Origin of the sequence: Algoriella xinjiangensis (assembly GCF_900115015.1) — a bacterium.
Taxonomy (GTDB): domain Bacteria; phylum Bacteroidota; class Bacteroidia; order Flavobacteriales; family Weeksellaceae; genus Empedobacter; species Empedobacter xinjiangensis.
The window spans coordinates 1-25,075 of the sequence record NZ_FOUZ01000011.1; the positions used below are offsets into that span (position 1 = coordinate 1).

25 protein-coding genes are annotated in these 25,075 nt (G+C 31.3%); 3 read left to right on the forward strand and 22 right to left on the reverse strand.

Annotation, left to right across the window (positions count from 1 at the left end; translation table 11 throughout):
- Positions 1-587: 587 nt before the first annotated feature.
- From BM072_RS11020 to atpD, 4 genes are all read right to left on the reverse strand, one after another.
- Complete coding sequence (locus BM072_RS11020; RefSeq protein WP_092908729.1) at positions 588-1,595, reverse strand: homoserine O-acetyltransferase family protein; 1,008 nt, start codon at positions 1,593-1,595, stop codon at positions 588-590.
- 28 nt (positions 1,596-1,623) lie between these two features.
- Positions 1,624-2,931, reverse strand: a complete 1,308-nt coding sequence (locus BM072_RS11025; protein WP_092908730.1) for an O-acetylhomoserine aminocarboxypropyltransferase/cysteine synthase family protein — start codon at positions 2,929-2,931, stop codon at positions 1,624-1,626.
- Between the two features lie 468 nt (positions 2,932-3,399).
- On the reverse strand, positions 3,400-3,693 hold the full coding sequence (locus BM072_RS11030) for a F0F1 ATP synthase subunit delta/epsilon (RefSeq protein WP_092908731.1): 294 nt from the start codon (positions 3,691-3,693) through the stop codon (positions 3,400-3,402).
- 90 nt (positions 3,694-3,783) lie between these two features.
- The gene (gene atpD, locus BM072_RS11035) at positions 3,784-5,292 is read right to left on the reverse strand and encodes a F0F1 ATP synthase subunit beta (RefSeq protein ID WP_092908732.1); all 1,509 of its coding nucleotides are present in this window, start codon (positions 5,290-5,292) and stop codon (positions 3,784-3,786) included.
- A 188-nt stretch (positions 5,293-5,480) separates the two neighbouring features.
- On the opposite strand from atpD, the gene BM072_RS11040 reads away from it, so the two are divergent.
- A complete protein-coding gene (locus BM072_RS11040) occupies positions 5,481-6,404 on the forward strand; it encodes a bifunctional riboflavin kinase/FAD synthetase (RefSeq protein WP_092908733.1) in 924 nt (307 codons plus the stop codon).
- A gap of 52 nt (positions 6,405-6,456) precedes the next feature.
- Here BM072_RS11040 and BM072_RS11045 read toward each other — a convergent pair whose 3' ends face one another.
- The 6 genes from BM072_RS11045 to BM072_RS11070 form a co-directional block, all read right to left on the reverse strand.
- Complete coding sequence (locus BM072_RS11045) at positions 6,457-8,055, reverse strand: S8/S53 family peptidase (protein ID WP_092908734.1); 1,599 nt, start codon at positions 8,053-8,055, stop codon at positions 6,457-6,459.
- Between the two features lie 41 nt (positions 8,056-8,096).
- Positions 8,097-9,092, reverse strand: a complete 996-nt coding sequence (locus BM072_RS11050) for a hypothetical protein (RefSeq protein WP_092908735.1) — start codon at positions 9,090-9,092, stop codon at positions 8,097-8,099.
- Complete coding sequence (locus BM072_RS11055) at positions 9,089-9,631, reverse strand: RNA polymerase sigma factor (protein WP_092908736.1); 543 nt, start codon at positions 9,629-9,631, stop codon at positions 9,089-9,091. Before BM072_RS11055 ends, BM072_RS11050 begins: the two co-directional genes overlap by 4 nt.
- 164 nt (positions 9,632-9,795) lie before the next feature.
- Positions 9,796-10,791, reverse strand: a complete 996-nt coding sequence (locus BM072_RS11060) for an aspartate-semialdehyde dehydrogenase (RefSeq protein ID WP_092908737.1) — start codon at positions 10,789-10,791, stop codon at positions 9,796-9,798.
- Between the two features lie 270 nt (positions 10,792-11,061).
- Positions 11,062-12,021 carry a T9SS type A sorting domain-containing protein gene (locus BM072_RS11065; RefSeq protein ID WP_092908738.1) on the reverse strand — a complete coding sequence of 320 codons (960 nt, stop codon included), beginning with the start codon at positions 12,019-12,021 and terminating at the stop codon, positions 11,062-11,064.
- Between the two features lie 149 nt (positions 12,022-12,170).
- On the reverse strand, positions 12,171-12,581 hold the full coding sequence (locus tag BM072_RS11070; RefSeq protein ID WP_092908739.1) for a BrxA/BrxB family bacilliredoxin: 411 nt from the start codon (positions 12,579-12,581) through the stop codon (positions 12,171-12,173).
- Positions 12,582-12,691: 110 nt separating this feature from the next.
- Here BM072_RS11070 and rnpA point away from each other — a divergent pair, with 110 nt between their 5' ends.
- Positions 12,692-13,072 (forward strand): ribonuclease P protein component, encoded by a 381-nt coding sequence (rnpA, locus tag BM072_RS11075; RefSeq protein ID WP_092908740.1) that lies wholly within the window; start codon positions 12,692-12,694, stop codon positions 13,070-13,072.
- 48 nt (positions 13,073-13,120) lie between these two features.
- Here rnpA and BM072_RS11080 read toward each other — a convergent pair whose 3' ends face one another.
- The 6 genes from BM072_RS11080 to BM072_RS11105 all read right to left on the reverse strand — a co-directional run bounded on the left by BM072_RS11080 (position 13,121) and on the right by BM072_RS11105 (position 17,771).
- Positions 13,121-13,330 carry a hypothetical protein gene (locus BM072_RS11080; RefSeq protein WP_092908741.1) on the reverse strand — a complete coding sequence of 70 codons (210 nt, stop codon included), beginning with the start codon at positions 13,328-13,330 and terminating at the stop codon, positions 13,121-13,123.
- 14 nt (positions 13,331-13,344) lie between these two features.
- On the reverse strand, positions 13,345-13,959 hold the full coding sequence (locus tag BM072_RS11085) for a MarC family protein (protein ID WP_245752150.1): 615 nt from the start codon (positions 13,957-13,959) through the stop codon (positions 13,345-13,347).
- Positions 13,960-14,064: 105 nt separating this feature from the next.
- On the reverse strand, positions 14,065-14,817 hold the full coding sequence (locus BM072_RS11090; RefSeq protein WP_092908742.1) for a LytR/AlgR family response regulator transcription factor: 753 nt from the start codon (positions 14,815-14,817) through the stop codon (positions 14,065-14,067).
- An 11-nt stretch (positions 14,818-14,828) separates the two neighbouring features.
- On the reverse strand, positions 14,829-15,557 hold the full coding sequence (locus BM072_RS11095) for a CPBP family intramembrane glutamic endopeptidase (protein ID WP_245752151.1): 729 nt from the start codon (positions 15,555-15,557) through the stop codon (positions 14,829-14,831).
- A gap of 3 nt (positions 15,558-15,560) precedes the next feature.
- Entirely contained in the window at positions 15,561-17,015 is a 1,455-nt protein-coding gene (locus BM072_RS11100) for a histidine kinase (protein ID WP_177190310.1), read from the reverse strand.
- Between the two features lie 135 nt (positions 17,016-17,150).
- Entirely contained in the window at positions 17,151-17,771 is a 621-nt protein-coding gene (locus BM072_RS11105) for a hypothetical protein (RefSeq protein ID WP_092908744.1), read from the reverse strand.
- Positions 17,772-17,919: 148 nt separating this feature from the next.
- Here BM072_RS11105 and BM072_RS11110 point away from each other — a divergent pair, with 148 nt between their 5' ends.
- On the forward strand, positions 17,920-18,450 hold the full coding sequence (locus tag BM072_RS11110; RefSeq protein WP_092908745.1) for a hypothetical protein: 531 nt from the start codon (positions 17,920-17,922) through the stop codon (positions 18,448-18,450).
- Positions 18,451-18,514: 64 nt separating this feature from the next.
- On the opposite strand, the gene BM072_RS11115 is transcribed toward BM072_RS11110, so the two are convergent.
- Genes BM072_RS11115 through BM072_RS11140 form a run of 6 tightly spaced genes read right to left on the reverse strand, consistent with a single transcriptional unit; the run spans position 18,515 to position 25,058 of the window.
- Positions 18,515-20,323: a BatD family protein gene (locus BM072_RS11115; RefSeq protein WP_092908746.1), complete on the reverse strand. Its 1,809-nt coding sequence runs from the start codon at positions 20,321-20,323 to the stop codon at positions 18,515-18,517.
- Positions 20,323-21,174 carry a tetratricopeptide repeat protein gene (locus BM072_RS11120; protein ID WP_092908747.1) on the reverse strand — a complete coding sequence of 284 codons (852 nt, stop codon included), beginning with the start codon at positions 21,172-21,174 and terminating at the stop codon, positions 20,323-20,325. The genes BM072_RS11115 and BM072_RS11120 overlap by 1 nt, the downstream gene beginning before the upstream one ends.
- 17 nt (positions 21,175-21,191) lie before the next feature.
- Positions 21,192-22,202 (reverse strand): vWA domain-containing protein, encoded by a 1,011-nt coding sequence (locus BM072_RS11125; protein WP_092908748.1) that lies wholly within the window; start codon positions 22,200-22,202, stop codon positions 21,192-21,194.
- A complete protein-coding gene (locus BM072_RS11130) occupies positions 22,202-23,218 on the reverse strand; it encodes a VWA domain-containing protein (RefSeq protein ID WP_092908749.1) in 1,017 nt (338 codons plus the stop codon). Before BM072_RS11130 ends, BM072_RS11125 begins: the two co-directional genes overlap by 1 nt.
- A gap of 2 nt (positions 23,219-23,220) precedes the next feature.
- Entirely contained in the window at positions 23,221-24,186 is a 966-nt protein-coding gene (locus tag BM072_RS11135; protein WP_092908750.1) for a BatD family protein, read from the reverse strand.
- Positions 24,186-25,058, reverse strand: a complete 873-nt coding sequence (locus BM072_RS11140; protein ID WP_092908751.1) for a DUF58 domain-containing protein — start codon at positions 25,056-25,058, stop codon at positions 24,186-24,188. Before BM072_RS11140 ends, BM072_RS11135 begins: the two co-directional genes overlap by 1 nt.
- Positions 25,059-25,075 lie beyond the last annotated feature (17 nt).

A 25,075-nucleotide genomic window follows, 5' to 3' on the forward strand; every position in this document is an offset into this window, starting at 1 on the left:
TCTCTGTGTCTGTAAGCGGTTGCAAAGGTAAGATTAAATTTTAAACTACCAAATCTTTTTTCAAAAATTTTAAAAGTTTTTATTTTTTTAAGTCTCTCTCCTAAACTACCATTTCAATCCCATTTTCATACTACTCGTCTTTCGTATTGGGATTGCAAATATACGCACCCTTTTCTCATTTTACCAAACACTTTTTACAATTATTTTACATTTAAACCTTAACTCACTGAACCAAAACAAAATATTTTTTAAAAAAAAGTTTGGATAGTTGTGGTTTGGGTGGGGTTTTGGTCGTTTGAGGCGGTGAATTGGGGGAAAAAGGGAGACTACTATATAGATATTGTGATCCTGAAACGAGTTCAGGTGGACAAAAAGAATAATTTATTCTATATATAATGAATAGAAAAATTATTAGTGAGAGATTCTTCACTGCGTTCTGAATGACAGTGGAGATTTTTTTGTTCTTATTATATATGATAGGTTCTGAAATGGGTTTACAAGTACGAAAAGAAATAAGTGTTCTTATATATAGTATACTAAATATTAAAAAATCAGTATTCATATAAATTATGAATACTGATTTCATGTTAAGCTAATTCTTTTAATATTTTATTGAGTGCTTTAATTTCGATTAAGAATCCATCGTGTCCATAAATCGAATCAATTTCGAAATAGGTTGCATTTGGAATATTATCTGCAATATACTTTTGCTCAGAAACAGGAAATAATATATCCGAAGAAATTCCGATGACATAAGTTTTCGCTTTTATAGTATGAAGCGCTTCTTCTAAAGTTTTTCTATCTCGGGCTAAATTTTGAGAATCCATCGCTTTTGACAAATACCAATATGAATACGCATTAAAACGATCGGCTAATTTTTGCCCTTGGTACTTTTGATAAGATGAAGCTCTAAAAAAATCTGAAATATGATTTTCATCTTTTTGCTTCTCCTCATAAATCTGATACGTACGATAAGACAACATTGCAATTGTACGCGCGGTTATCAATCCATTATTTCCGCCATCATCTTTTTTCTCATTAAAAGTAGAATCCGCTTCAATTGCTAAACGCTGACTTTCGTTAAAAGCAATTCCCCAAGGAGAATGTGCCGCATTTGTCGCTAACAAAACAAGGTTATTAACTTTCACTTTATCCAACAAGGTAAATTCCAGCGCTTGTTGTCCGCCCAAAGAACCTCCAATTAAAACATCAATCTCTTTAATATTTAAATAATCTGCCAAAAGTTGATGTGCTTTCGCAAAATCTTTAATCGTAAAAGTTGGAAAATCTCTGTAATATGGTTGATTTGTTTTAGGATTTGCAGACAAAGGATTCGTGGTGCCGTAATGCGAACCAATAACATTTGCACAAATAATAAAATGATCGTTTGGATTAAACAAATCATTTTCTCCAAATAAACCTTCCCACCATTCAAAAACATTTGAGTTCGCCGTTAATGCATGGCAAACCCAAATGATGTTATTTTTTTCTGGATTAATTTTTCCAGCTGTGTGATATGCGATTGTTAAATTCTCTATGATTTCACCATTTTCAAACTCAAAAGGCAAATCATGTTGATAATGTTGTAAATTCATTAATATCTATAATGTTTACTCAAAATTATTATTTAATTTTTTGAAAAGCTTGCTCCAAATCATTTTTAATATCATCAATATATTCAATTCCGACCGAAAGTCTTAATAATCCAGGAAAAACTCCCGCAGATTTTTGTGCTTCGTCGCTTAATTGTTGATGAGTTGTAGCTGATGGATGAATAATCAAGGTTTTTGCATCACCAACATTTGCCAAATGACTAATTAATTCTAAATGATCAATAAATTGATTCGCTCTGCTTGCGTCACCTTTCAAAACAAAAGATAAAACTGCGCCGTAACCATTTTTCAAATATTTTTTAGCCAATTGATGACTTGGAGAACTTTCTAATCCAGGATAATTTACTTTTTCTACTTGCGGATGATTTTCTAACCATTTTGCAATTGTCAACGTATTGTCCAAATGTTTTTGAACACGCAATGACAATGTTTCTAAACCTTGCAACAATAAAAATGAATTGAATGGAGAAATTGCTGGACCAAAATCGCGCAAACCTTCGACACGCGCACGAATAATAAACTGAATATTACCAAAAGGTCCGCCAACGCCAAAAACTTTTGAGAAAACTAAACCGTGATAACCTTCAGATGGTTCAGAAAACTGTGGAAATTTTCCGTTGCCCCAATCGTAATTTCCGCCATCAACAATTACACCTCCAATAGAAGTTCCGTGACCGCCAATCCATTTTGTTGCAGATTCTACGACAACATTAGCACCATGTTCTAGTGGTTTAAAAATAAAACCGCCCGCACCAAATGTATTGTCTACGATAAATGGAATATTATATTTTTTTGCGATTGCAGAAATTGCTTCGAAATCTGGAATATTAAAACTCGGATTACCGATTGTTTCTGCATAAATAGCTTTTGTATTTTCATCAATCAAAGCTTCGATAGATTTTGGATCGACATTATCTGCAAAACGAGCTTCAATTCCGAAACGTTTAAAACCAACTTTAAATTGATTATACGTTCCGCCATATAAATTAGAAGCAGAAACAAAATTATCGCCCGCTTGTAAAATATTATTTAAGGCGATAAACTGCGCCGCCTGACCAGAAGCTACAGCCAAAGCCGCAACGCCGCCTTCTAAAGCTGCGATTCTTTTTTCGAAAACATCTGTTGTTGGATTTTGAATACGTGTATAAATATTTCCGAATTCTTTTAGTGCAAATAAATTCGCTCCATGTTCGGCATCATTAAAAACGTAAGAAGATGTTTGATAAATAGGAACAGCGCGCGAACCTGTTGTTGGATCGGCTACTTGACCTGCATGAATTTGTAATGTATCGAAATGTAAGTTGTTTTCTGTTGACATAATAAAATGAATTTGTTGTGATTGAATATTTCTAAAAATAGTTTAGGTTGGTTTGGGTTTAGAAACAACAACGCATTCGCATTTTACTATTTATACAATTATAAATGGGTGAAGTAAAGACAAGCTGTCTTTGATTAGTTTTTTGATAATTGTACTTTTTCATTGAAAATAAAATTTTTCGGAATAATTATATTTCTTAAAGAATAATAAATTTTGATTAATTATATTTCAAATTTAGAATAATTTTCTAAATATAATTTTATTTAATCTATTTTCAGAAAAGAAATCTATTTTAATTCATATTTGAGAATAAAAAACTAAATCATGTTCTTAATCCGTTTAAAATCCTTTGAGAAACTGAATTGCTAGATTTTATTTTATGAAGAAATTGGAGGTTATCGAAAAATATGGGCACAAAAAAAGGAGATCAGTACTGATCTCCTTCAAAAAATATTTTATAAAAAGTAATTAGTTCGCTAAAACGATTACTTTATTATTACTCATTTCAATTGTTCCGCCTTTGATGTCTAATAATAATGTAGACTCGTTAGATGGAGATTGATAAACTTTGCCAGATTGATTATCAAAATCTTCAAAAGTTTGTGTGTGAACTTTGATTTTAACTGTTCCTTCACCTAAAGTTGCAACGATAGGAGCGTGGTTGTTTAATAACTGAAACTCTCCGTCCTTTCCTGGTAAAGTAACTGAGTCAACTTCCGAATCAAAAACTACATGTTCTGGAGTGATAATTTGTAAGTGCATAATCCTATTGTTTTTAAAAAAAAGAGTGCTTAGTAACTTTTAGTGTAAAAAGAAACGTAAGCACTCGTTTTATATTGTTATATAATTATATTATTTAACTTCTGCTAACATTTTTTCACCTGCTTCAATCGCTTCTTCGATTGTACCACGTAAATTGAATGCTGCTTCTGGATATTGATCAACTTCTCCGTTTAAGATCATGTTGAATCCTTTGATAGTATCTTTAATGTCTACTAAAACACCTACGATACCTGTAAATTGTTCTGCAACGTGGAATGGTTGAGATAAGAAACGTTGAATACGACGTGCGCGGTGTACAACTAATTTATCTTCTTCAGATAATTCTTCCATACCTAAAATTGCAATAATATCTTGTAAAGCATTGTAACGTTGTAAAATTTCTTTTACGCGTTGTGCTGTTTCGTAATGATCTTTTCCAATAATTGATGGAGTTAAGATACGAGAAGTAGAGTTTAATGGATCTACTGCTGGATAAATTCCTAACGAAGCAATTTTACGATCTAATACAGTTGTTGCATCTAAATGCGCAAATGTTGTAGCTGGCGCAGGGTCAGTTAAATCATCGGCAGGTACATAAACTGCTTGTACAGATGTAATAGATCCGTTTTTAGTAGATGTAATACGCTCTTGCATAGCACCCATTTCTGTTGCTAATGTTGGTTGATAACCTACCGCAGAAGGCATACGTCCTAATAAGGCAGAAACCTCAGAACCTGCTTGTGTAAAACGGAAAATGTTATCTACGAAGAAAAGTACATCTTTTCCTTGACCTTGTCCATCACCATCACGGAAATATTCAGCTAATGTTAAACCTGTTAAGGCAACACGAGCACGTGCTCCAGGAGGTTCGTTCATTTGTCCAAAAACGAATGTAGCTTTAGAATCTAACATTAACTTTCTGTCAACTTTAGATAAATCCCATCCACCTTCTTCCATAGAATGTACGAATTCTGGACCATATTGAATTAATCCTGCCTCGATCATCTCACGCATTAAATCGTTACCTTCACGAGTACGCTCACCAACACCTGCGAATACAGATAAACCTCCGTGTCCTTTTGCGATGTTGTTCATTAACTCTTGGATCAATACTGTTTTACCAACTCCGGCACCACCAAATAAACCAATTTTACCTCCTTTTGCGTAAGGTGCAATTAAGTCGATTACTTTAATCCCTGTAAATAATATTTCAGATGCAGTAGATAAATCCTCAAATTTTGGTGCTGGACGGTGAATAGGTAAACCGTTTTGCTTGTCTAAATTCTCTAAACCATCAATAGCATCACCAATTACATTGAATACACGTCCTTTTACGTTTTCACCGATTGGAACCATAATTGGTCCTTCTCCTGCAAAAACTTCTTGTCCTCTTTGTAGACCATCAGAACTATCCATTGCGATACAACGTACAGTATCTTCACCGATATGTTGCTCAACTTCAAGAATTAATGTTTCTTTTCCAGGACGAGGAACTTCTAATGCATCATAAATATTTGGAAGGCCATTTGCGTTATCAAAAATAACATCAATTACAGGTCCAATAACCTGTGCAATTTTACCTTTCTTTTGATTTGCCATTATATGAAATGATTTAGTTTATTTTATTTGGGTGCAAAGGTAGGTTAAAATGATTGTATTATTAATATAGTTTTCAAGATTTTTATCATAATATTTTGATTATTAATCAGAATTTCGGCAAGAATCATTCGAAAAAAGAAAATTGTAGTTCGATATGAAAGCCTTAAATTTGTGCAAATTCATATTTAGTGAAAGTCTATCAATCCATCCAAGATATCAAACCAATCAAACGCCCTGTTGTCACTTTGGGTATGTTTGACGGTGCGCATATCGGACATCAAAGCATTTTAAAACAACTTAATACAATTGCACAAAATATTGATGGAGAAAGTGTTTTAATTACTTTCAACCCTCATCCTCGCATGGTTTTGCAACCAAATTGTGATTTAAAATTCTTGAATACTTTACAAGAAAAAGAAGAAATTCTTCGTCAATTTGAGCTAGAACATTTGATAATTCAAGAATTTACAAAAGATTTTTCTCAAGTAACTTCTGTCGAGTTTGTGAAAAATTTATTGGTTGATAAAATCAAGATTGATACATTGGTTATTGGTTATGATCATCATTTCGGAAAAAATAGAGAAGGTAATTTTGAGCAATTACAAGTTTTATCAAAAGAGTTTGGTTTTAATCTAATTCAACTAGAAGCGATAGAAGAAAATGATGTTGCTGTAAGTTCTACAAAAATCCGAAATGCACTAAACGAAGGCAATATTGAGTACGCAAACAAGGCGTTGAATTACAATTATCCACTTTCGGGCAAAGTTGTACATGGCGATAAAATTGGACGAACGTTAGGTTTTCCGACAGCTAATTTAGAGGTTGATCCAAATAAATTAATTCCGAAAGATGGCGTTTATGCGGTTGATGTTTTTGTAGATGACACTAAACATTTAGGCTTATTGAGTATCGGATTTCGAGAAACTGTAACCAACTCGCGCGAACATAGAGTAGAAGTTAATATTTTGAATTTTGACCAAGATATTTATGGTAAAACAATCAAACTAGAGTTTTTAGGAAGATTACGCGACGAAAAAAAGTTTAATTCTTTAGACGAATTAATTTCAGCAATGAATCAAGATAAAGAAAACGCAATTACTCGTTTTGGATAAAAATAGTAAAAGTTCGAAACCATGGTTTCGAACTTTTATTTTATAGCTTATTTTATTTCTTAATTACTTTTTCTGTAAAAACATTCGCTTTATTATCTAGTACTTTTATCAGATAAATACCCGATTTTAACTGCGAAGTAGAAATTGTTTTTTGATTACTAGAACTTATTAATTTTTGTCCAACCAAATTATAAATTTCAATTGCTTTAATTTCATTCTTAGATTGAATATTTAAAATTTCTATAAACGGATTTGGATAAATTTTTACCTGATTTTGAATAAAAACTTCATTTATAGCTAATAACTCTTGGTTAGCTTTTTCATAATCTGGAATTCCATATCCCAATTGATAGCTTGGATTCACAGATAAATGTGCCGATTTCTGTACATTATCTTTCAAAATATCTAAAGAAACTTTCGGAAATTTCTGCAACATAACAGCCATTGCACCTGCGGTAACTGGCGATGCAAAAGAAGTTCCGTTAGAATAAGATAAATCTCCAGTTGGATTGTACACCACAATATTTTGTCCCAATGCCGAAACATTTGGCTTTAAAACATTTGCCGAATTCGGTCCAAAAGATGTAAAACTTGCAGGATTTTTAGACGAAGTATTTGCGCCAATTGTAAAAACATCTTTTACATCTGCTGGCGCAGAAATCATTTTCCATGGATTATTTCCTTCATTTCCTGCTGCATTAACCAATAAAATTCCACGCGAAGCACCAACTTCAGCTCCTTGCGAAATCAATGTCGTTTTTCCATCCATATCTGCATACGTATAATTGTATCGCGAATCATCAAATTCTGTATAACCCAACGATGTATTTATCACATCTACACCAACGCTATCAGCACGTTCTGCAGCCTGTATCCAATAAATTAATTCTTTTGGCGTTTCCGAATTATTATCTTCCGAACGATAAAGAGAATATGTTGCTTTTGGCGCGCTTCCTACATAATCGCCATCAACTTCGGCTGCCATTGTAGACAAAACCATCGTCCCATGATTATCTGCTCCATAAACGTCTTTCTTATTCTCAACAAAATCATAGGTGTCAAAAATTCTATTTTCTGATCGAAGTTTTGCAAACGCAGAAATTGTATTTACATTCGGAAAACCTGCATCAATAACGCCTACAAAAACTCCATTTCCCATAAAACCTGCTTGATGAAGTGATTTTAAATTAATTTGATTGATAAATTCAGCCGCATAACCGTAATTAAATTCTGTTTTATTAACATTTAAATCAATCCATTTTGGTTCTTTTTTATGAGAAGGTGTTCCTGAAGAATTTCTCACCATCGTTTTCACAGATTCTACAAAAGATAAATTAGTTAAAGCAGTTACAATTAACGGATCTGTAATTTCGACCATTATTGTATTTAACCATTTTGTTTGCCCTATATAAGCTAAATCAAGATTTTTTATTTGCTGAATACGAGTAGTTGATATCGGAATATCTTTTTCGTCTAGCTGAATATTATACTTTGCACGTCTATCTAATGCTCTTTGCGAAAGCATCTGCAAAGGATTCGAAAAATAATTAGCAGTATTTTCTTTCGTTTTTAATTTAACCAAATACAAATCTTGAGCATAAGAAATAATCGAACCGAAAAGTAAGGCAAAAAGGATAAATATTTTTTTCATATTGTGTTAAATCATTTTGAATGATGAATTTAACACTTTTATTATTTATTATTTTGATAATAAGTAAATATTTCTTTCTTATTTTTTTCTAACAATCCCAAAAGTTTTGCATCCATTTTTGGTTCGTTGGTTGTTAAGAAAATATTTCCGTTTACTTTTTCAAAATTGATTACAATCGAGTTATTTTTAAAAGAAATTTTACTCTTTGTCTTTTTTAATAACTTAAAATTTGTGCGTAAAATATCTGTTTTTATCGTAAATTTTAATGGTTTATAATCAATCGTAGCTTCTTTTACATCCGATTTTTTTACTTCAACTTCAAACATTGGAGCCGAAGCTGCCATTGGGATTTGAGAAGATGGAGGCAAAGTACGATTAGATGCGACAACAGCCATTTTCATTCGGCTTGAAGTGTCATTGTTCTCCTTCTCCATATTAATTCCCGAAACAGAACTTTTTAACTTTGTAGAAACTGAATCCGTTTTACCAATATTTGCTTTGTCTAAAACAACATATTGATCTTGCTCTACAATAGAATCTAACATTTGAGAGCGACGAATGCTAGAAGCCATTACTGGTGAATCCTCAAACAAACTGATATCCATTGTTTTGTTTTCTGGTTGCACAGAAAATTTTTCAGGTGTTTTATTTTTAAGAATTACATCATTTTTTGCAACTTGTGTCGCTTGTTCTAATTCTTCTATTTGTGGTAAATCTGCTTGAATTGAATCAAGTTGAACAGCTTTATCAACTTCGATTTCAGATGAACTTGTTTTTACAAATTCTACAGAATCTTCTTTATTATTTGAAGTATTTAAATTTTCTATAAAAAGTACAAAGTACGGAATAGCAATCAACGCAAAAACAGCAGCCGAAAACCAAACACTTGTAACAAATTCTCGTATTGGTTTTTGCTTTTTCTTATCATCTTTTAGACCGGTTTCTATACGTTTCCAAACCAAATCTCTCGGTTTTTCACCTACAGTTTCGTTACTTCTTTCACGAAATAAATCTTCTATTGGATCATTTATATTCACGATAAATTTGATTTTAGATTATCATTTTTACTCAACATTTCTTTCAATTTCGTCTTCGCTAAATTTAATTGCGATTTAGATGTTCCTTCAGTTATGCCCAAATTTTCGGCAATTTCTTTGTGTTTATATCCTTCGATTACAAAAAGTGTAAACACCAATCGGCAGCCATCGGGCAAATAAGTAAGAAGTTTCATGATATCATCTTCTTCAATTTGCTGCGAAGCTTCTTGGTTAGATGAAATTGTAGCAGAATAATCGTCTACATTTAAGTGAAAAATTTTATTTTTTCGTAATTCCATCAAACATTCATTAATCATAATCCTTCGCATCCACCCTTCAAAACTTCCTTCGAACGAATAATTAGTTAGGTTCTGAAAAATTTTTAAAAAACCTTTAACCAATGCATCTTCAGCTTGTTGTATATCTGTAAAATATCGTTTACAAACCGCAAAAAAACGCGAATCGTATTTTTCGTAAAGCACACGCTGTGCTTTCGAATCATTTTTGATACAAGCTTTTATCAGTTCTTTTTCGTCCAATTACTTTTCTTTCTTATACTTTAGATGCGAAAATTACGCTTATGGTTGCTTTGTTTACGTAAAACTTTTGTTAAAGTTCTGAAAACATATTCATTAAACATAAAAAAAGCCGCTATTAAAGCGACTTTTTTATATCTATTTTAGATCTATAGCACTAATATATACTATCCTACTAATTTATTTTTTACTAAATACTCTGCAATTTGAATTGCATTAGTCGCTGCACCTTTGCGTAAATTATCTGCAACAATCCAACAATTTAATGTATTTGGTTGAGATAAATCGCGGCGAATACGTCCTACAAAAACATCATCTTTACCTTCTGAATAAAAAGCCATTGGATATGTATTTGTATCTGGATTATCTTGTAAAGTAACACCATCTTGATCAGCCAAAAGTTTGCGAACTTCTGCTAAATCAAAATCTTTTTCGAATTCAATATTTACAGATTCCGAATGCCCTCCTTGCACAGGAACACGAACAGCGGTTGCTGTAATATTCATTTCATCAACACGCATAATTTTCTTTGGCTCACGTGTTAACTTTAATTCTTCTTTTGTGTAACCCGTTTCTTCATCAAAAACATCGCAATGTGGCAATGCATTTTTGAAAATTTGGTATGGATAAACTTTTGGTACATTTCTGCCTTCAATTTCTCCGTTTAATTGCTCAACAGCATCTTTACCAGTTCCTGTAACCGATTGATATGTTGAAACAACCACACGTTTTATTCCATATTTTTTGTGTAACGGATTTAAAACCATTACTAATTGAATTGTAGAACAATTAGGATTTGCGATGATTTTATCTTCTGTTGTTAAGATGTCTGCATTAATTTCTGGAACAATTAATGGACGATCTGGATCCATTCTCCAAGCAGATGAGTTGTCAATAACAGTTGTTCCTACTTCCGCAAACTTTGGCGCCCACTGTTTGGAAGTTTCTCCACCTGCTGAAAACAAAGCGATATCTGGTCGCTTTTCTATTGCATCTTGCATTGATACGATTGTATACTTTTCTCCTTTATACTCAATAGTTTTACCTATTGATCTTTCTGATGCTACTGGTATAATTTCAGTGATTGGAAAGTTTCTCTCTTCCAAAATTTGGAGTATAACTCTGCCGACCATTCCGGTAGCGCCTACGACTGCTATTCTCATTTGATTAAAAAATATTGTTATAAATTGAATTACAAATTTAGTTAATTATTCAATACATTTTTCTCTCATTCATAGGATTAAGAATTTTATTGATATGATTTTTATAATGTTATGATGTTAATTCGGCTAAATAATATTTCTGTTGAATTATAATATCTAAAACAATTGATTTGAAGAATAAAGTTGTTATTTCATCTCAATTTTAACAATAAAAAAAGTGGAACAACTTGCTCCACTTTTTTATATTTTGAATAAATTTTATTTAATCAATTATTTTTTGATGAATTTTTGGATACGTGTAACTCCTTTGTCATCTTTAACTCTTAAGAAATAAACTCCTGCAGATAATTTTGATGTATCAACTTTACCTTCTTTAGAGAATTTTACAGGAATAACTCTTCCTGTAACATCAGCTACTTCTACATTTGCAACTTTAGTATCTTTTAATTGTACATTAACTTCTGTTGTTGCTGGATTTGGATATACAGCTAATTTATTAGAACCTAATTCTACTGTACCTAAAGATGCTGTTGATCCTGTTACATGAAAAACATAAGCACTACCATAACTAGTTAAATTTGTTGGAGCTGTACTAGTACCACCAGAAACACATTGGCTACCTGGCCAACCAAGATAAGATGGTTTAGTTTCTCCTTTTTTATTATTACCAACCATTACCCCTCCTGTTAAATATGTACCATCACTTTCTAGTTCAGAAGAAATAGCCACAGCTAATTTATTTCCTACTTTAATTGCCTCTTGTGGATCTTCTAATTGTATTTCTGCTAATTCAAAAGCTGTTGGAAAAGCATGAGAAGCATAACCACTACCCATACCAGCCGTAATATTAGCAAAAGTATAAGCGCCTGCAAATTGAGAAAAAGCAACTTCTATTGTATTATTTGTACTCATAGCACGACCACCTACAGTAACAGATTTAACTGTAAATTCAGAATCAATTCCAAACTCTGCTTTTAAATCAAAAAATCTAGACCAAGTATTTTGCACTGTTTGTCCTGCTCCACTACAAGAGATAAGGCTATTTTCAAATGTTGTTCCATCTTTATATTGGATTAATGAATAGTCTTGAGCTGTAGCATTATTATCAGATGCAATAACAGTAGTTTCGTTTAAACCTTGAGCCTTTAAAACTTTTATTTCATTAAATTCTTGAGCAAACGTAGCAGACGTTAATGCTGCAATTGATAAAAGAGTAAAAATTTTCTTCATAATTTTAATTTTTAGAGTTAAATATTAATGTTTATTCAATAAAACTACTGAATATTTTTTTAATCACAATATTTTTAACATAAAAAACTAAAAAACCCATAATAGCAATTATTATGGGTTAAATAAATTATAAATAAAAAATTAATTTCTTAAACTAACTCGTTATAAGCAGCTTTCAAGTTTTCTGCGATTGCTTGTGCAGAATGTCCTTCGATGTGGTGACGCTCTAACATATGTACTAATTCGCCATCTTTAAAGATTGCTACTGCTGGAGAACTTGGAGGAAATGGTGCAAAAAACTCACGCGCTTTTTTTACAGCATCTACATCAAATCCTGCGAATACAGTTGTTAAATGTGCCGGTACTTTATCATTGTCCAAAGACATTACAACACCTGGTCTTGCTGCACCTGCAGCACAACCACAAACGCTATTTACCATTACCAGTGTAACACCATCTTGTTTTATTGCATTTTCTACTTGTTCTGCTGTCGTTAAATCTTCAAAACCATTAGAAGTTAACTGTGCCTTCATTGGCATTACTATTTCTGCTGGATACATATTATTCTTTTTTTGTTTTTAAAAATTAAATTATTTTCAAAGTTACGTATAATCTAAAACTTTTAGAATACTTACTTTTGTAGTTACAAATTTAGTTAGAATTTAGCAATATGAGATTGACTTTTGGTAAGAATGAGAAACTTAAAAGCAGAAAAGCATTCGACGAATTGTTTTCTGGCGGAAAAACATTTGTTTCTCATCCAGTCAGATTCGTTTATAGAATTAAGCCAAAAGAGGATTATGATATTCGAGTAGGAGTGAGTGTTGGAAAGAAAAAATTTAAACACGCCGTTGATCGAAATTTATTGAAACGCCGATGTAAAGAGGCTTATCGATTAAACAAATTAATAGTAGAACCGTCGCCAAACTATTCTGTTGATTTAATAATGATTTATACATCATCTAAACATCAACCATTTGAAAAGATAGAAGAAGCTATAAAAATTTTACTTCCGAAATTGAACGAAGCAATACAAACAAAAAAAGATTAACCCCAATAAGGTTAATCTTTTTTTTAATTTATTTACTACTTATTACTATTAAGCAGTTTGTTTTTTTAAGTTTGCTTGTAAACGGAAAAAACTAAAATAAACGGATACTAAAATTAATCCACAAATAGAAGCTCCGATTCCTAAAACGCTACGAAAGTTGTCTTCAGCTAAAAAACCAGCTTTATAATCCATCTCATATAGGTTGTAACCTAATCCTACCAACAAAACGATTGTCGCGATATAAATATATGTTTTCATTTGATAATGAATTTTTAAATTTTAATCTCATTCATAAACAATGCACCAATATTTGATGTAAATAATTTGATTGCTATTGATAACAAAATTACTCCAAATACTTTTTTCAGCACTGATAAAACTGCTGGGCCTAACCATTTTTCTAGTTTACCTGCAAATTTCAGCACCAAATATACGATTAACATATTTAATATAATGGCTATTACAATGTTAATGTCTGCATATTGCGAACGAAGCGAAAGTACAGTTGTTAAAGATCCTGCACCTGCAACTAGCGGAAACGCAATAGGAACGATGGATGCAGAGTTTGATTCGACTCCTTTTTGAATTTCAATTCCTAAGATCATTTCCAAAGCGATGACAAAAATCACAAATGCACCAGCTACGGCAAATGATTGTACATCGACACCTACAAGTTTCAAGATTTTTGTTCCGAAAAACAAAAAAGAAATCATTAAAATACCTGCTGCAATTGATGCTTTTTCGGATTGGATATGACCTACTTTACTTCTAATTCCAACAATGATAGGAATACTTCCTAAAATGTCGATTACGGCAAAAAGAACAGCGAAAGTTGTTCCGATTTGGTTGATAGAGAACTTTTCAAAAAAAGTAATAATACTATTCATGTCGTTTTTTAGTGATAATTAATTGGTTCCACAAAATTAAATGTTTTTGTTGTAACTAATCACATCTTTTTTCACAAAACGTTTAATAATCAATAGATTTATGCCTTATTGTTCTAACCAATTTTTAAAATCAGTTACTTTTTCGCGGCTAACAATCATATCTACGTCTTTGTAAGTGTTTAAAATTATCTTTAATCTTGAATTAGAATAAATTGTAATTTCTTTTATCGAATCAATTTGTATAATTTGACTTCTATTTATTCTGAAAAATTTATTCTGATCCAATTGTTCTTCCACTTTATCCAACGAAAAATCAATCAAATAATTTCTGTTTTCTTTTGTATGAATATAAGTGGCTTTGTTTTCGCTAAAAAAACATTCGATATTCTCAGTTTCAATAATTTTTATACTTGTCCCGATTTTTATCGAAAAACGTTCTTTAAATTTTTCTTGTTGATTGCTCGAAAATAATTTTTTAATTTCCGTTAAATCAAAGTTAGATTTGGCTTGATGTTGCTTCTCAAATTTTTCTAAAGCAAACCTCAATTCCTCTTCATCAACGGGTTTTAATAAATAATCAACACTATTTAGTTTAAATGCTTTTAACACATATTCGTCATAAGCTGTTGTAAAAATAATGGCAGAAGAAACGTCAACTTGATTAAAAATCTCAAACGATAAACCATCAGAAAGTTGAATATCCAGAAAAATTAAATCAGGATTTGAATTTGTTTTCAGATAATTTACACTTTCTTCTATAGAATGTAACATTTCCGAAATTTGATAACCTAATTTCTCTACACGACGTTTTAATAAACGTGCGGCTGGTTTTTCGTCTTCAATAATTATAATTTTCATTGGTAGTTAAATTAATTTTTAATGCCTTCTTTTACAAAAAATTTATTCCAAGTGAATAATAATACCAGGAAAATTGAAAAGATTATTAGAGTTGTAATATTTGTTTTTGAAAACAATGCATGCATTGCTGCGGGTACAATAATTGACTTAGTTTTTATTGTAGAGAATGTTAGAATAAAAGAAAACACAATACATAGTAAAGCAAATATCCAAAATCCTCCAAATTGATTAAAATTATCAAATATTAGTAAATGCCAAATCGCCCAGAATAATCCTGTTACAATACTTTTAAATACCCAAAATAGTTTTCCTAATGCATCATTCAAATAACCTCTCCAAGCGTATTCTTCCATTATATCATAAATAAAAGTCACAGTTATAAAAATGCATCCCCATAAATGTTTGTTGACACCAAAATCATTATTTATTCCAATTATCGAATAGCCTACAATTAAAATTAAAGGAAAAATAATTGTCTTTATTTTAGCAATTCCCAAAAAAGAAATTTCTTTTTTTACTTCCGAAAATTTATAAAAAATTAGAGCAATTATAAAAACAATTATTCCATGATTTAGATTCCAAGGCAAAATAAAATCGACATATTTTCCTAGCGTTAATTGTAGTAAGTTTGGAAGTTTGCGAACGAAAAATGTTCCTAATAATATTAATGAATAAAATACTAATATTCTCTTCCAGTTAATTTGTTCTAATTGAGTTTTTAAATCCTTACTAATCATCATTATTTATTGCCATTTCTTATTTTGTTCTTTTTCGTAAATTTCTTTTGCTTTATTTTCTTCCCAATCACTTCCAAAATTATAAACCTTTATTGTTTTTAAAGCAATACTCAATCCCCAACCAATCATAGGCCAATAAAACCACCAATTACCGTAGCTTGTGAAGTAATTTAGGACGAAGAAAAAGATACAAAAAATAACATAAGTACCTAAACTTGTGTAATATCTTTTCAATTCTTTTGCTCTTTCAATTGCGCGTTGATACGCTTGTTGCTCGTTTTGATTTTCTATAATTTGCATGGTTGTCGTTTTTTGGGTTAATATTGGAATTTTGACTTGAAAAAGATTATTCTCTTTCGCAATCACAACTTCTCTGTTCGAGATAAGTTGATAACGATTAATAATATTGTTTAAACCAACGCCAGTCGAATCTTTTATCGAATCTTTTGGTTGTAAAGTATTTTCGACAATCAAATTATTGTCTTGTTTATAAATCTTAATTTTTAGTGGTTTTTGCTCCGAAACAATATTGTGTTTTATTGTATTTTCTAATAAAATCTGAAGCGATAACGGCACTATAAATTCGCCATCATTGATTAATGATTGATCCAACTCAAAATCAATACTATTTTCGAAGCGTAATTTTAGAAGATTAATATAGGTTTTCGCAAAAATTAATTCTTCTTGAATTGGTACAACTTCTTTGTCTTTTTGCTCTAAAACATAACGGTAAATTTTAGAAAGTGATGTTGTAAAATCTATTGCATTTTCTGGATTTTCTTCTATCAAACCAGTTAAAACATTAAGACTATTAAATAAAAAGTGTGGATCTAATTGATTTTTTAAAGATTCGAACTTTGCCGTCGCAGTTTCGGCTTTTGTAGATTCTATAGTAATTTTTTTCTCTAAACGATATCTTCTTTTTTCAATAAAATAGAAGAATATTAAACAGCAAACTGTGATAAAACCAACCAAAATATAATTGGTTTCGTTGTCATAAAATATTGGTTTTACAAATAATAAATTCACGAAATTTACAAATACATAATACAAAAGCAAGGTGTAAAAAATAGCTCGTAAAAAGTATTTAAAAATTGTTTTATCTGGTTCCTCAGTTGCTTTAAGATCATTTTTATAACGTTGAAAAATTCCAGTATTAATAAATGAAGCGCAAAAACTGAATAATGAATAACCAAAAAAGTAAACTATTGCATCTGACTGAAAAAATTGCTCTATTTTAAGATTTGGTGACGTAAAAAATATAACTGAGTAGATGATAATATTTACACCAATCAAAACCAATAAATTTCTGATAATCGATTTTTTTTGGGCAGTTATAATTCCTTCAACCAATTTAAATAGTACAAACGCTAAAATGGCATAATCAAAAACTTGTTTTGTGATAAACGTGAAATCCTTTAATGGTGATTGCACAAGCGTAATAAAATTAGATAAATTCATAAAAAAAGCTATTTGTACAGTTATAATTATCGTTACGAGTATGATTATTTTTCTCAGTTTTGTGTTCATATCACGCAATTAAATTTATCAACCAACAAATGATATTATTTACGAGTATTAATACAAAAGCAATCATTACAAAATTGTTTTACATTGATTATTCAGTAAACTTTCTGCACGATCTTTTCCCCACTTTGGTTCGTTTTTCTTTGGTTGATCTGCATCAAATAAAGCTAAAGATTTTTTTACATTTTTACAATCTTGTGTAATATCTGCGCCAGAATAATTTGCTAAATTAATATTGAATTCTGCCAAACCTAAAACCGAACGCGGATTTGAAGGATTTAACATCAACGATTTTGCATAAAGTTGCTGAATAATCGGCGTGTTTTCTGCACCTTTTTGCATAGGATTCTGAACAATTTCTGCTGTTAAATACAACGCTTTCAAATTTAAAATCTCTGAATTCATTAAATTATCAGCTTGTAAAGCCTCGATAATAGTTTTTGCTTCGTCTAAGTTTTTATAATTTTCTTCTGCATTTTTATTCTCAAAAGTTGATAAAACTTCCGAAAAAGCCAAATAATATTTTGGTAACCATTCATTCGGAAAATTTTTAGATAATTGCTCAAAATTGGCTGATGAATTCGTTTGTTTCCATTCTGTTAATGACTTTGACATTTCTGTATCAAAGTTTTTTTGTGCGAATGTAGAAACTGAGATTAAAGTTGCGATTGTTAATAAGAATGTTTTCATAATTGTGTTGTTTTAATTTGTTGAAACAAAGTTCTACAACTTGCAACCTAAAAAGAATTATATGTTACTGAATTGTCAAATTTGATGGATGAACTGTAATTTGGTTAAATTTTTGTTTTAGAACTAACACAAACAAAATCAATAAAATATGAAAAAATCAATTCTTACAACTCTATTTGTTATTTGCGTTTCTACACTTTCAAATGCGCAAGTAACTGGGCGATACAACCAGATTGCACTAAGTGCACCAGACGAATATCGCGATAGTCAAAACGATGTTTTGATTGTGAAAGACAAACAATCTTCGAAGAAAATTTGGATTGAAAATTTAATTCCTAACAAAAAAATATATGCCATTTCTTTCTTTGCAAATGAAGGAAAATCTATTTATACGATTCCGAAACAATTGGTTGGGAATTATCAAATAAATGTAGGTTGTGTGTTGTATGATGAAGGAAATGTTACGATTTCGGCAAATAATCCTGTAGATTGTAAAGGAATTAGCCAATCTGATAACGAAAATATTTCGGTCGGAAAAGATGGTGTAAAAGTAGGAAAAACAAAAGTTGGTACAAATGGTAAAATCAGTACCGAAGGTGTAGAAATAAACGGATCTGATATAAAAGTAGATTCTAAAAAACTACTTTCTGGAATACAATATCTTGGTAGAAAAGACTAAAAAATAAAAGGGATAACCAAAAATTTGATTATCCCTTTTATCATTATTAAACTCTAAATTAAACTTATTTTATTAATTCTTCCGCCACATTAACTGTTGCTTCGTAAACTTCTTCTAAATTTTCACTTAATCCACCAAATGCATATTTTGATTGGCGCGCTGTGTTCATTAATAATTTCCATTGTTCTACAACGGGCTCCGAAATACCTGCGGCAATCATTTTATCAGGCATATTCGCATCCGAAAAATTGGCTAAATCTGTATTCGTAGATTTCATTGCAACATTGCACAAAATTGTTTCTTGCAATTGATAAAATTCTTTTTGATCCGTTGCAAAAATCTTCAACTTCAATTCGTCCAAATCTGTTTTTATACTATTTGGTGATATTTCTGTTTTCTCAACCAAAACAAATTTTTGTTTTTCTGTTTTTGGTTGATAATTTTCAAAATTATTTTGCTCGTTAATTGGTTTAACTTTTGGTACAATAACTTCTTCTTTATCTGAAGAATTATTTTTCTTTTTCATAAAAAATAATCCCGCAGCACTCATCGCAATTACACTTCCCGTTACCCAAAGCCAAGCACTTTTACCTTCTTTTACATCGTTGGTAATTTCTTCTATTTTATCTGTAATGATAGAATCCGATGATTTTTCTGAATCATCCGAAGCCAATTCTACATCGCTTTTTGGTGCTTTAGAACCCGAAACAGCTAAATTTATTGAATCTGATTTTAAGGTAATATACTTTTCTTTTACAGGATCAAAATAACTAAACTCGACAGGCGAAATTGTATATTCTCCTCCAAAATTAGGTACAAGTACTGTTTGTTCAGCAATTTTACCTTTCATTCCTGAGTCGTATGTCTTAAAAGCATCACGCTTTTTAGGTGCAAATTTTTCTAAATTTTTGGATGTTTTAACTTGAGGAAGATTGATTGCATTAAAATTTCCTGCGCCACTAATTTCGACATCAAAATTGACACTTTCGTTGGCGTCAATTTCTTTTTTATCAACAGAAGCATTCATTTTAAATTGCCCTACAGCTCCACTAAAATTCTTTGGTCGACCTTCTTCTGGCAAAGCTTTCGCATTAATTACAACCGCATTACTACGCACTTCTACTGCCTCTCCACCAAATGTCGTCGGCATAATAACATCTACCGAAAAAGGGTCAATTTCTATGCGTCCAGGTTTCTGTGGAAAAACATAATAACGGGCAACTTCTTCAGAAAAATATTGTTTTCCTCCAACCAATTCTTGCTTAATATTTTCGGGCGAACTTTTAACAATTTTAGGACTTAATCCGTCTAATTTTCCTTGACGAAAATTACGTTTACGATTAAGATAAGATAAATCTTTTACATAAAGTTTTACCGACAAACTAACTTGTTCGTTAACATACGGATTAGATTTGGAAACATTACTTTGTAAAAAAACGGGTTGTGTCGAATTATTTTTAAAATTAGAATGCGATAAACCTGTTCCTTTTACCTCGATATCTACTGGTTTCGACGTATATGTTTTACCATTAACTACAATTTTAGCTGCACCTACACGGTATTTTCCTTCTTTTTCTGCAACAAAAGCCAAGACAATTCCATCCTCAATAACACCTTTTCCATTAACATAAGAAACGTTTTGAGAACGTTGTTCACCAACAATTTGTAAACCGCTATGACTTGGATATTTCATTGGTTGATCAATCGAATAGCTGTCTGTGTTAGATTCTATAAAAAATCCAACAGTAAATGCTTCTCCTAAACTGACTTGCTTTTTGTCTGCATCAGATTTAAAAGATATTTGTTGTGCCAACGCTGTTATCGACGTTAAGGCTAACAATAAAAAGCTATTAAAGACTCTTTCCGTAATCATCACCAATCCTTAGAAGTTGTTGTTCGTTGTTTTTCTGATTTTTGCTGAATAATTTTTCGTTGTGTTTTGGCTTCCTGATCTTGTAAAGCTTTTAGCAAACCATCGCCCAAATTATTCGGTGCATTATTTTGTTCGTTACCATCTCCATTATTACCTTGTTGTATTGCTGGATTTTGGTTATTTCCTTGACCTTTATTATTTCCGTTTTGACCACCAGCTTTCGGATTTCCTCCTTGATTTTGTTCTTTTTGCTGATCAGACTTTTGATTTTGAGACTGATTTTGCTGCTGTTGGTTATTTTGGTTTTGTTGATTCTGCTGTTTATTTTGTTGATCCTTTTGATTTTGCTGACTCTGATCGTTTTGGTCTTTCTTATTATCCTTCCCATTTTGATCTTTCTGCTTTTCTTGCTCTTTTTCTAATAATTTTTTGGCAAGCGCATAATTGTAACGAGTTGCATCGTCTTTTGGATCATTTTTTAACGCTAATCTGTAATTATCAACCGCTTTTCCATAATCCTTTTCTTGCATAAAAGCATTTCCTAAATTATGATAAGCCAAATGTTTATCATCTTTCGTTTTCGAAATATCGGCAGAACGTTTGTAATGAGTGATGCTTTCTTTGAATCGTTTTTGCTGAAACAAAGCATTTCCTAAATTGTAGTTGGCCTTTACAGAAGTTGGATCTTCTATCGCCGCTTTTTTGTAGGCATATTCGGCATTATCAAATTTACCTTTTTGATATTGTTCGTTACCTTCTATAATGTAGCTTTTTGCTTTTGATTGTCCGAAACCAAAAACAGATAAAAGCATTATAGCTAAAAATCCTATTTGTTTTAAAAAGTACATCATTTTACCATACAAACTTACTATTTCTTTTTGTTAAAAATCTTATATTCAGATGTTAATAATTCCACAAAAAGTAAACATACCGCAATGGCTAAAAACCACTGATAGATATGATTCATATCTCTTGTTGTCGAGTTTGCAATTTGATTTTTATCAAGCTTTGCTTTGTACATAGAAATTGCAGATAAAGCATCTTGTGTATTATCTAATTGTATATAAGTTCCGTTTGTATCTTTTGCTAACTCGCGCAGATTTTTATCTTCTAAGTGCGAAATCACAGTACTACCCGTTTCATCTTTCTTATAATCTTCTGCATAACCATTGTAAAAAACCGGAATTGGACCTCCTTTTTCAGTTCCAACACCTACTGTTACAATATGAATTCCGTTGTCTTTTGCAATTTTTGCTGCCTGAGAAACCGTGTTTTCATTGTCTTCTCCATCCGAAATTAAGACAATTAATTTACTTGTATTTGCAGATCCTTTGAATGATTTTGAAGCTTCTTGAACTGCATTTAGGTAATTTGTTCCTTGACTCGAAATTAACTCAGTATTAACATTTTGCAAATAACTATCAATCGCAGCATAATCATTTGTAAGTGGAGAAATTGTATATGCATTAGCTGCAAAGGCAACCAAAGATGCACGATCTCCGCCTAATTGATTTAATGTTTCCGAGATTAATTTTGTTGCTTTTTCTAATCGCGAAGGTGCTACATCTTGTGTATTCATGCTTGATGAAAGGTCTAATAAAAAAACCATATCAATGCCTTCTCGTTTTACTTGTATATCTCTTTCGCCGTATAAAGGGTCCATTAATGCAAGAACTATAAAAAAGAGTGCAACACAAAATGCGACTATCTTGAAGCCGTAACGTTTGGACGAAGTGATTGGAAAAACAAATGGAAACAATTCTTTATCTGCAAATGTTTTCTTTACACGTTCGCGCCATTGGAAAACCGTTATCGATAAATAAATAACAATTACCAACAATATGATTAGCCAAATATTATGTAATTCTCCCCACTGCATTAGATTAATTCTTTAAAAATTGTTCGACGCAAAATCGCTTCAAGTACTAATAAAATAAATGCTGGTAATAAAAAGCGTGCAAACAATTCGGTATAATTATAATATTTGACTTCGTTAATTTCTGACTTTTCTAGCTTATCAATTTCTTGATAAATATCTTTTAAACTTTGATTACTTGTTGCTCTAAAATATAAACCTCCGGTTTTATCGGCAATTTCGCTCAATAATTTTTCATCAATTTCTACCGGACGCATATCAAACATATAATCGCCCAACATATCGTAACCAACCGGCATAGGCGCCATTCCGTTAGTTCCGATACCAATTGTGTAAACTTTTATACCTTTTTCTGCTGCAATATCAGCGGCTTGTCTTGGTGAAACGTACATTAAATCGCCAGACGGATTTACACTTTCTACACCATCCGTAATCAAAATAATTACTTTAGATTTTGCTTTACTATTTTTTAGATGATTAACTGCAGTTGCTAAACCTACGCCAATCGCTGTTCCATCTTCTAAACCACCAGAATGTAACAACTCAATTTCTTGTGTTAATACATCTCTATCTGTTGTTAATGGAACTCGTGTTAATGCTTCGCCCGAATATTCGACCAAACCTACACGGTCTGTTTTTCTATTTAATGCAAAATCTTTTGCAACATCTTTTAAAGCTGTTAAACGATCTGGTTTTAAATCGCGCGCCAACATACTCAACGATGTATCTACAGTTAATAAAATATCAACACCTTCGTCCGATTTTACTTTTGTTGTAACGTCTACATAACGCGGACGCGCAAGCGCAACAATGCACAACGACATGGCGATTATTCGCATTAAAAATAAAATTGGTTTGTACGATGCTAACGAACTTTTAGCACCTCCAAAAGCATTTAACGAAGGTAATTTTAGAGATGCTTTTTTTTGACTTGTTTTACGAATTTCTCTAAAAATGAAAAAAGGCAAAGCAAGTAATAATAGTAAAACCCAAGGATTTTGAAACTCAAAATTTAGCATTTCTAATTATTATTAAACTGTTTATATTTTTCTCCCGTCACTTGATCTGTTTTTAAATCTTCGTTTTCGGGAATTTCTAATGGTTTTACATGCTCTACAAATTCATCAACCCATTTTCGGTGTGCTTCGTTTGTAGAATCATCAAATTGTTGTTTTGCAAATTTTACCAAATCTGCATCAAACAAAAATTGTTTAAATTTCTGAACATCTTCTGGTAAAATATCTGGTTTTAAGGCGACGAATTTCACTAAATCATCTGACAAAATTTCTAATGCAGAAAAATGGTAAACTCGACCTAAATAACGTCTTACAATAAATGATAATTGTGTGTAATATTCTTTTTGTTCGCCACGTTTTAAATATTTTTTTGCATCCAACGTTTTCAAACTTGCTTTGGCTTCGTCATAAGGTGTTTTGTATGCATTTTTATTAGAAAATTTAGATTTTCCTCTAATAAATAAAACGATCAAAACAATTGCAAGAAGAAATAAAACCAATGCAACAACTCCGTAAATCCAGTATTTGTTCCAATAATCATGCATCGTATATTCCTCTTCCATCACAGGTTTTATCGGGAATATTGCATTTTTAGTTGTGTCAACAGCAATATCTTGAATGTCAATTTCAAGTTGTTTTGTCTTAAAATCTTGTCCATTTTTTTGAATAGATAATGATGGAATTGTAAACTTTCCAGCATCATATCCCGTTAATTCAAGATGTTGAACAATTTCTGATTTTCCGTCTGTATTTACGGTATCTAATTTATGATCTAAAACCTCGATATGATGATTTAAAGAATCTGTAATCGAAGGAAAAATAATTTTATCTCCTTCTTTATAATCAACTTTTACCGTGTATTGAATTGGTTCTCCAATTTTGATTGTCGAACGATCCAATTTTGGCACAATTTCTTGCGCAAACGAAAATTGAAAAATGAATAAACTTACCAAAAGCAATAAATTCTTCATTAGGCTTTATGACTTTTAAAGTAATTTAACAATGGGCGAATATAATCTTCATCGGTACGAATACTTAATGCGCCCGAATTATTTTTATTAAAAATTGATTGATAACGTTGATCCAAATCGCGGTAATATTGTGCATATTGTTGACGAAGTTTTTTAGACGAAGTATTAATTAATCTAATTTCTCCGGATTCATTATCTTGTACATGCACCAAACCAATATCGGGAAAACTTTGTTCCTTTTCATCGTAAACTCTAATTCCGGTAACATCATGCTTTTTGGCAACAATTCGCAATGCTTTTTCATAATCCGAAGAATCAATAAAATCAGATAAAATAAAAACATTGGATTTTCTACGCGCCAAATTCATAAAAGTAGCCAAAGTTGCGGCTAAATCTGTTTTTTTACTTGTTGGTTCAAACGAAACAATTTCGCGAACAAGTCGTAAAACATGTTGTTTTCCTTTTTTAGGCGGAATAAATTTTTCGATATGATCAGAATATAAAATCAATCCAACTTTGTCGTTATACGTTGTTGCCGAAAATGCCAAAGTAGCACTCAATTCAGCAATCGTTTCCATCTTAATTTGTTTTCTTGTTCCAAAATTTTCAGAATTAGAAACATCAACCAATAAATACATGGTCAATTCGCGTTCTTCTTCAAAAACTTTTACATAAGGTTCGCTGTATCGCGCAGTTTTATTCCAATCGATATTACGAACATCATCACCATATTGATACGGACGAATTTCACTAAAAATCATTCCTCTTCCTTTGAATGAACTTTGATATTCACCCATAAAAAGGTTGCTCGCTTTGCGCTTACTTTTTAGTTCAATACGTTTTACACGTTTGATGATTTCTTTTGCATCCAAGATTTTAACTGATTTTA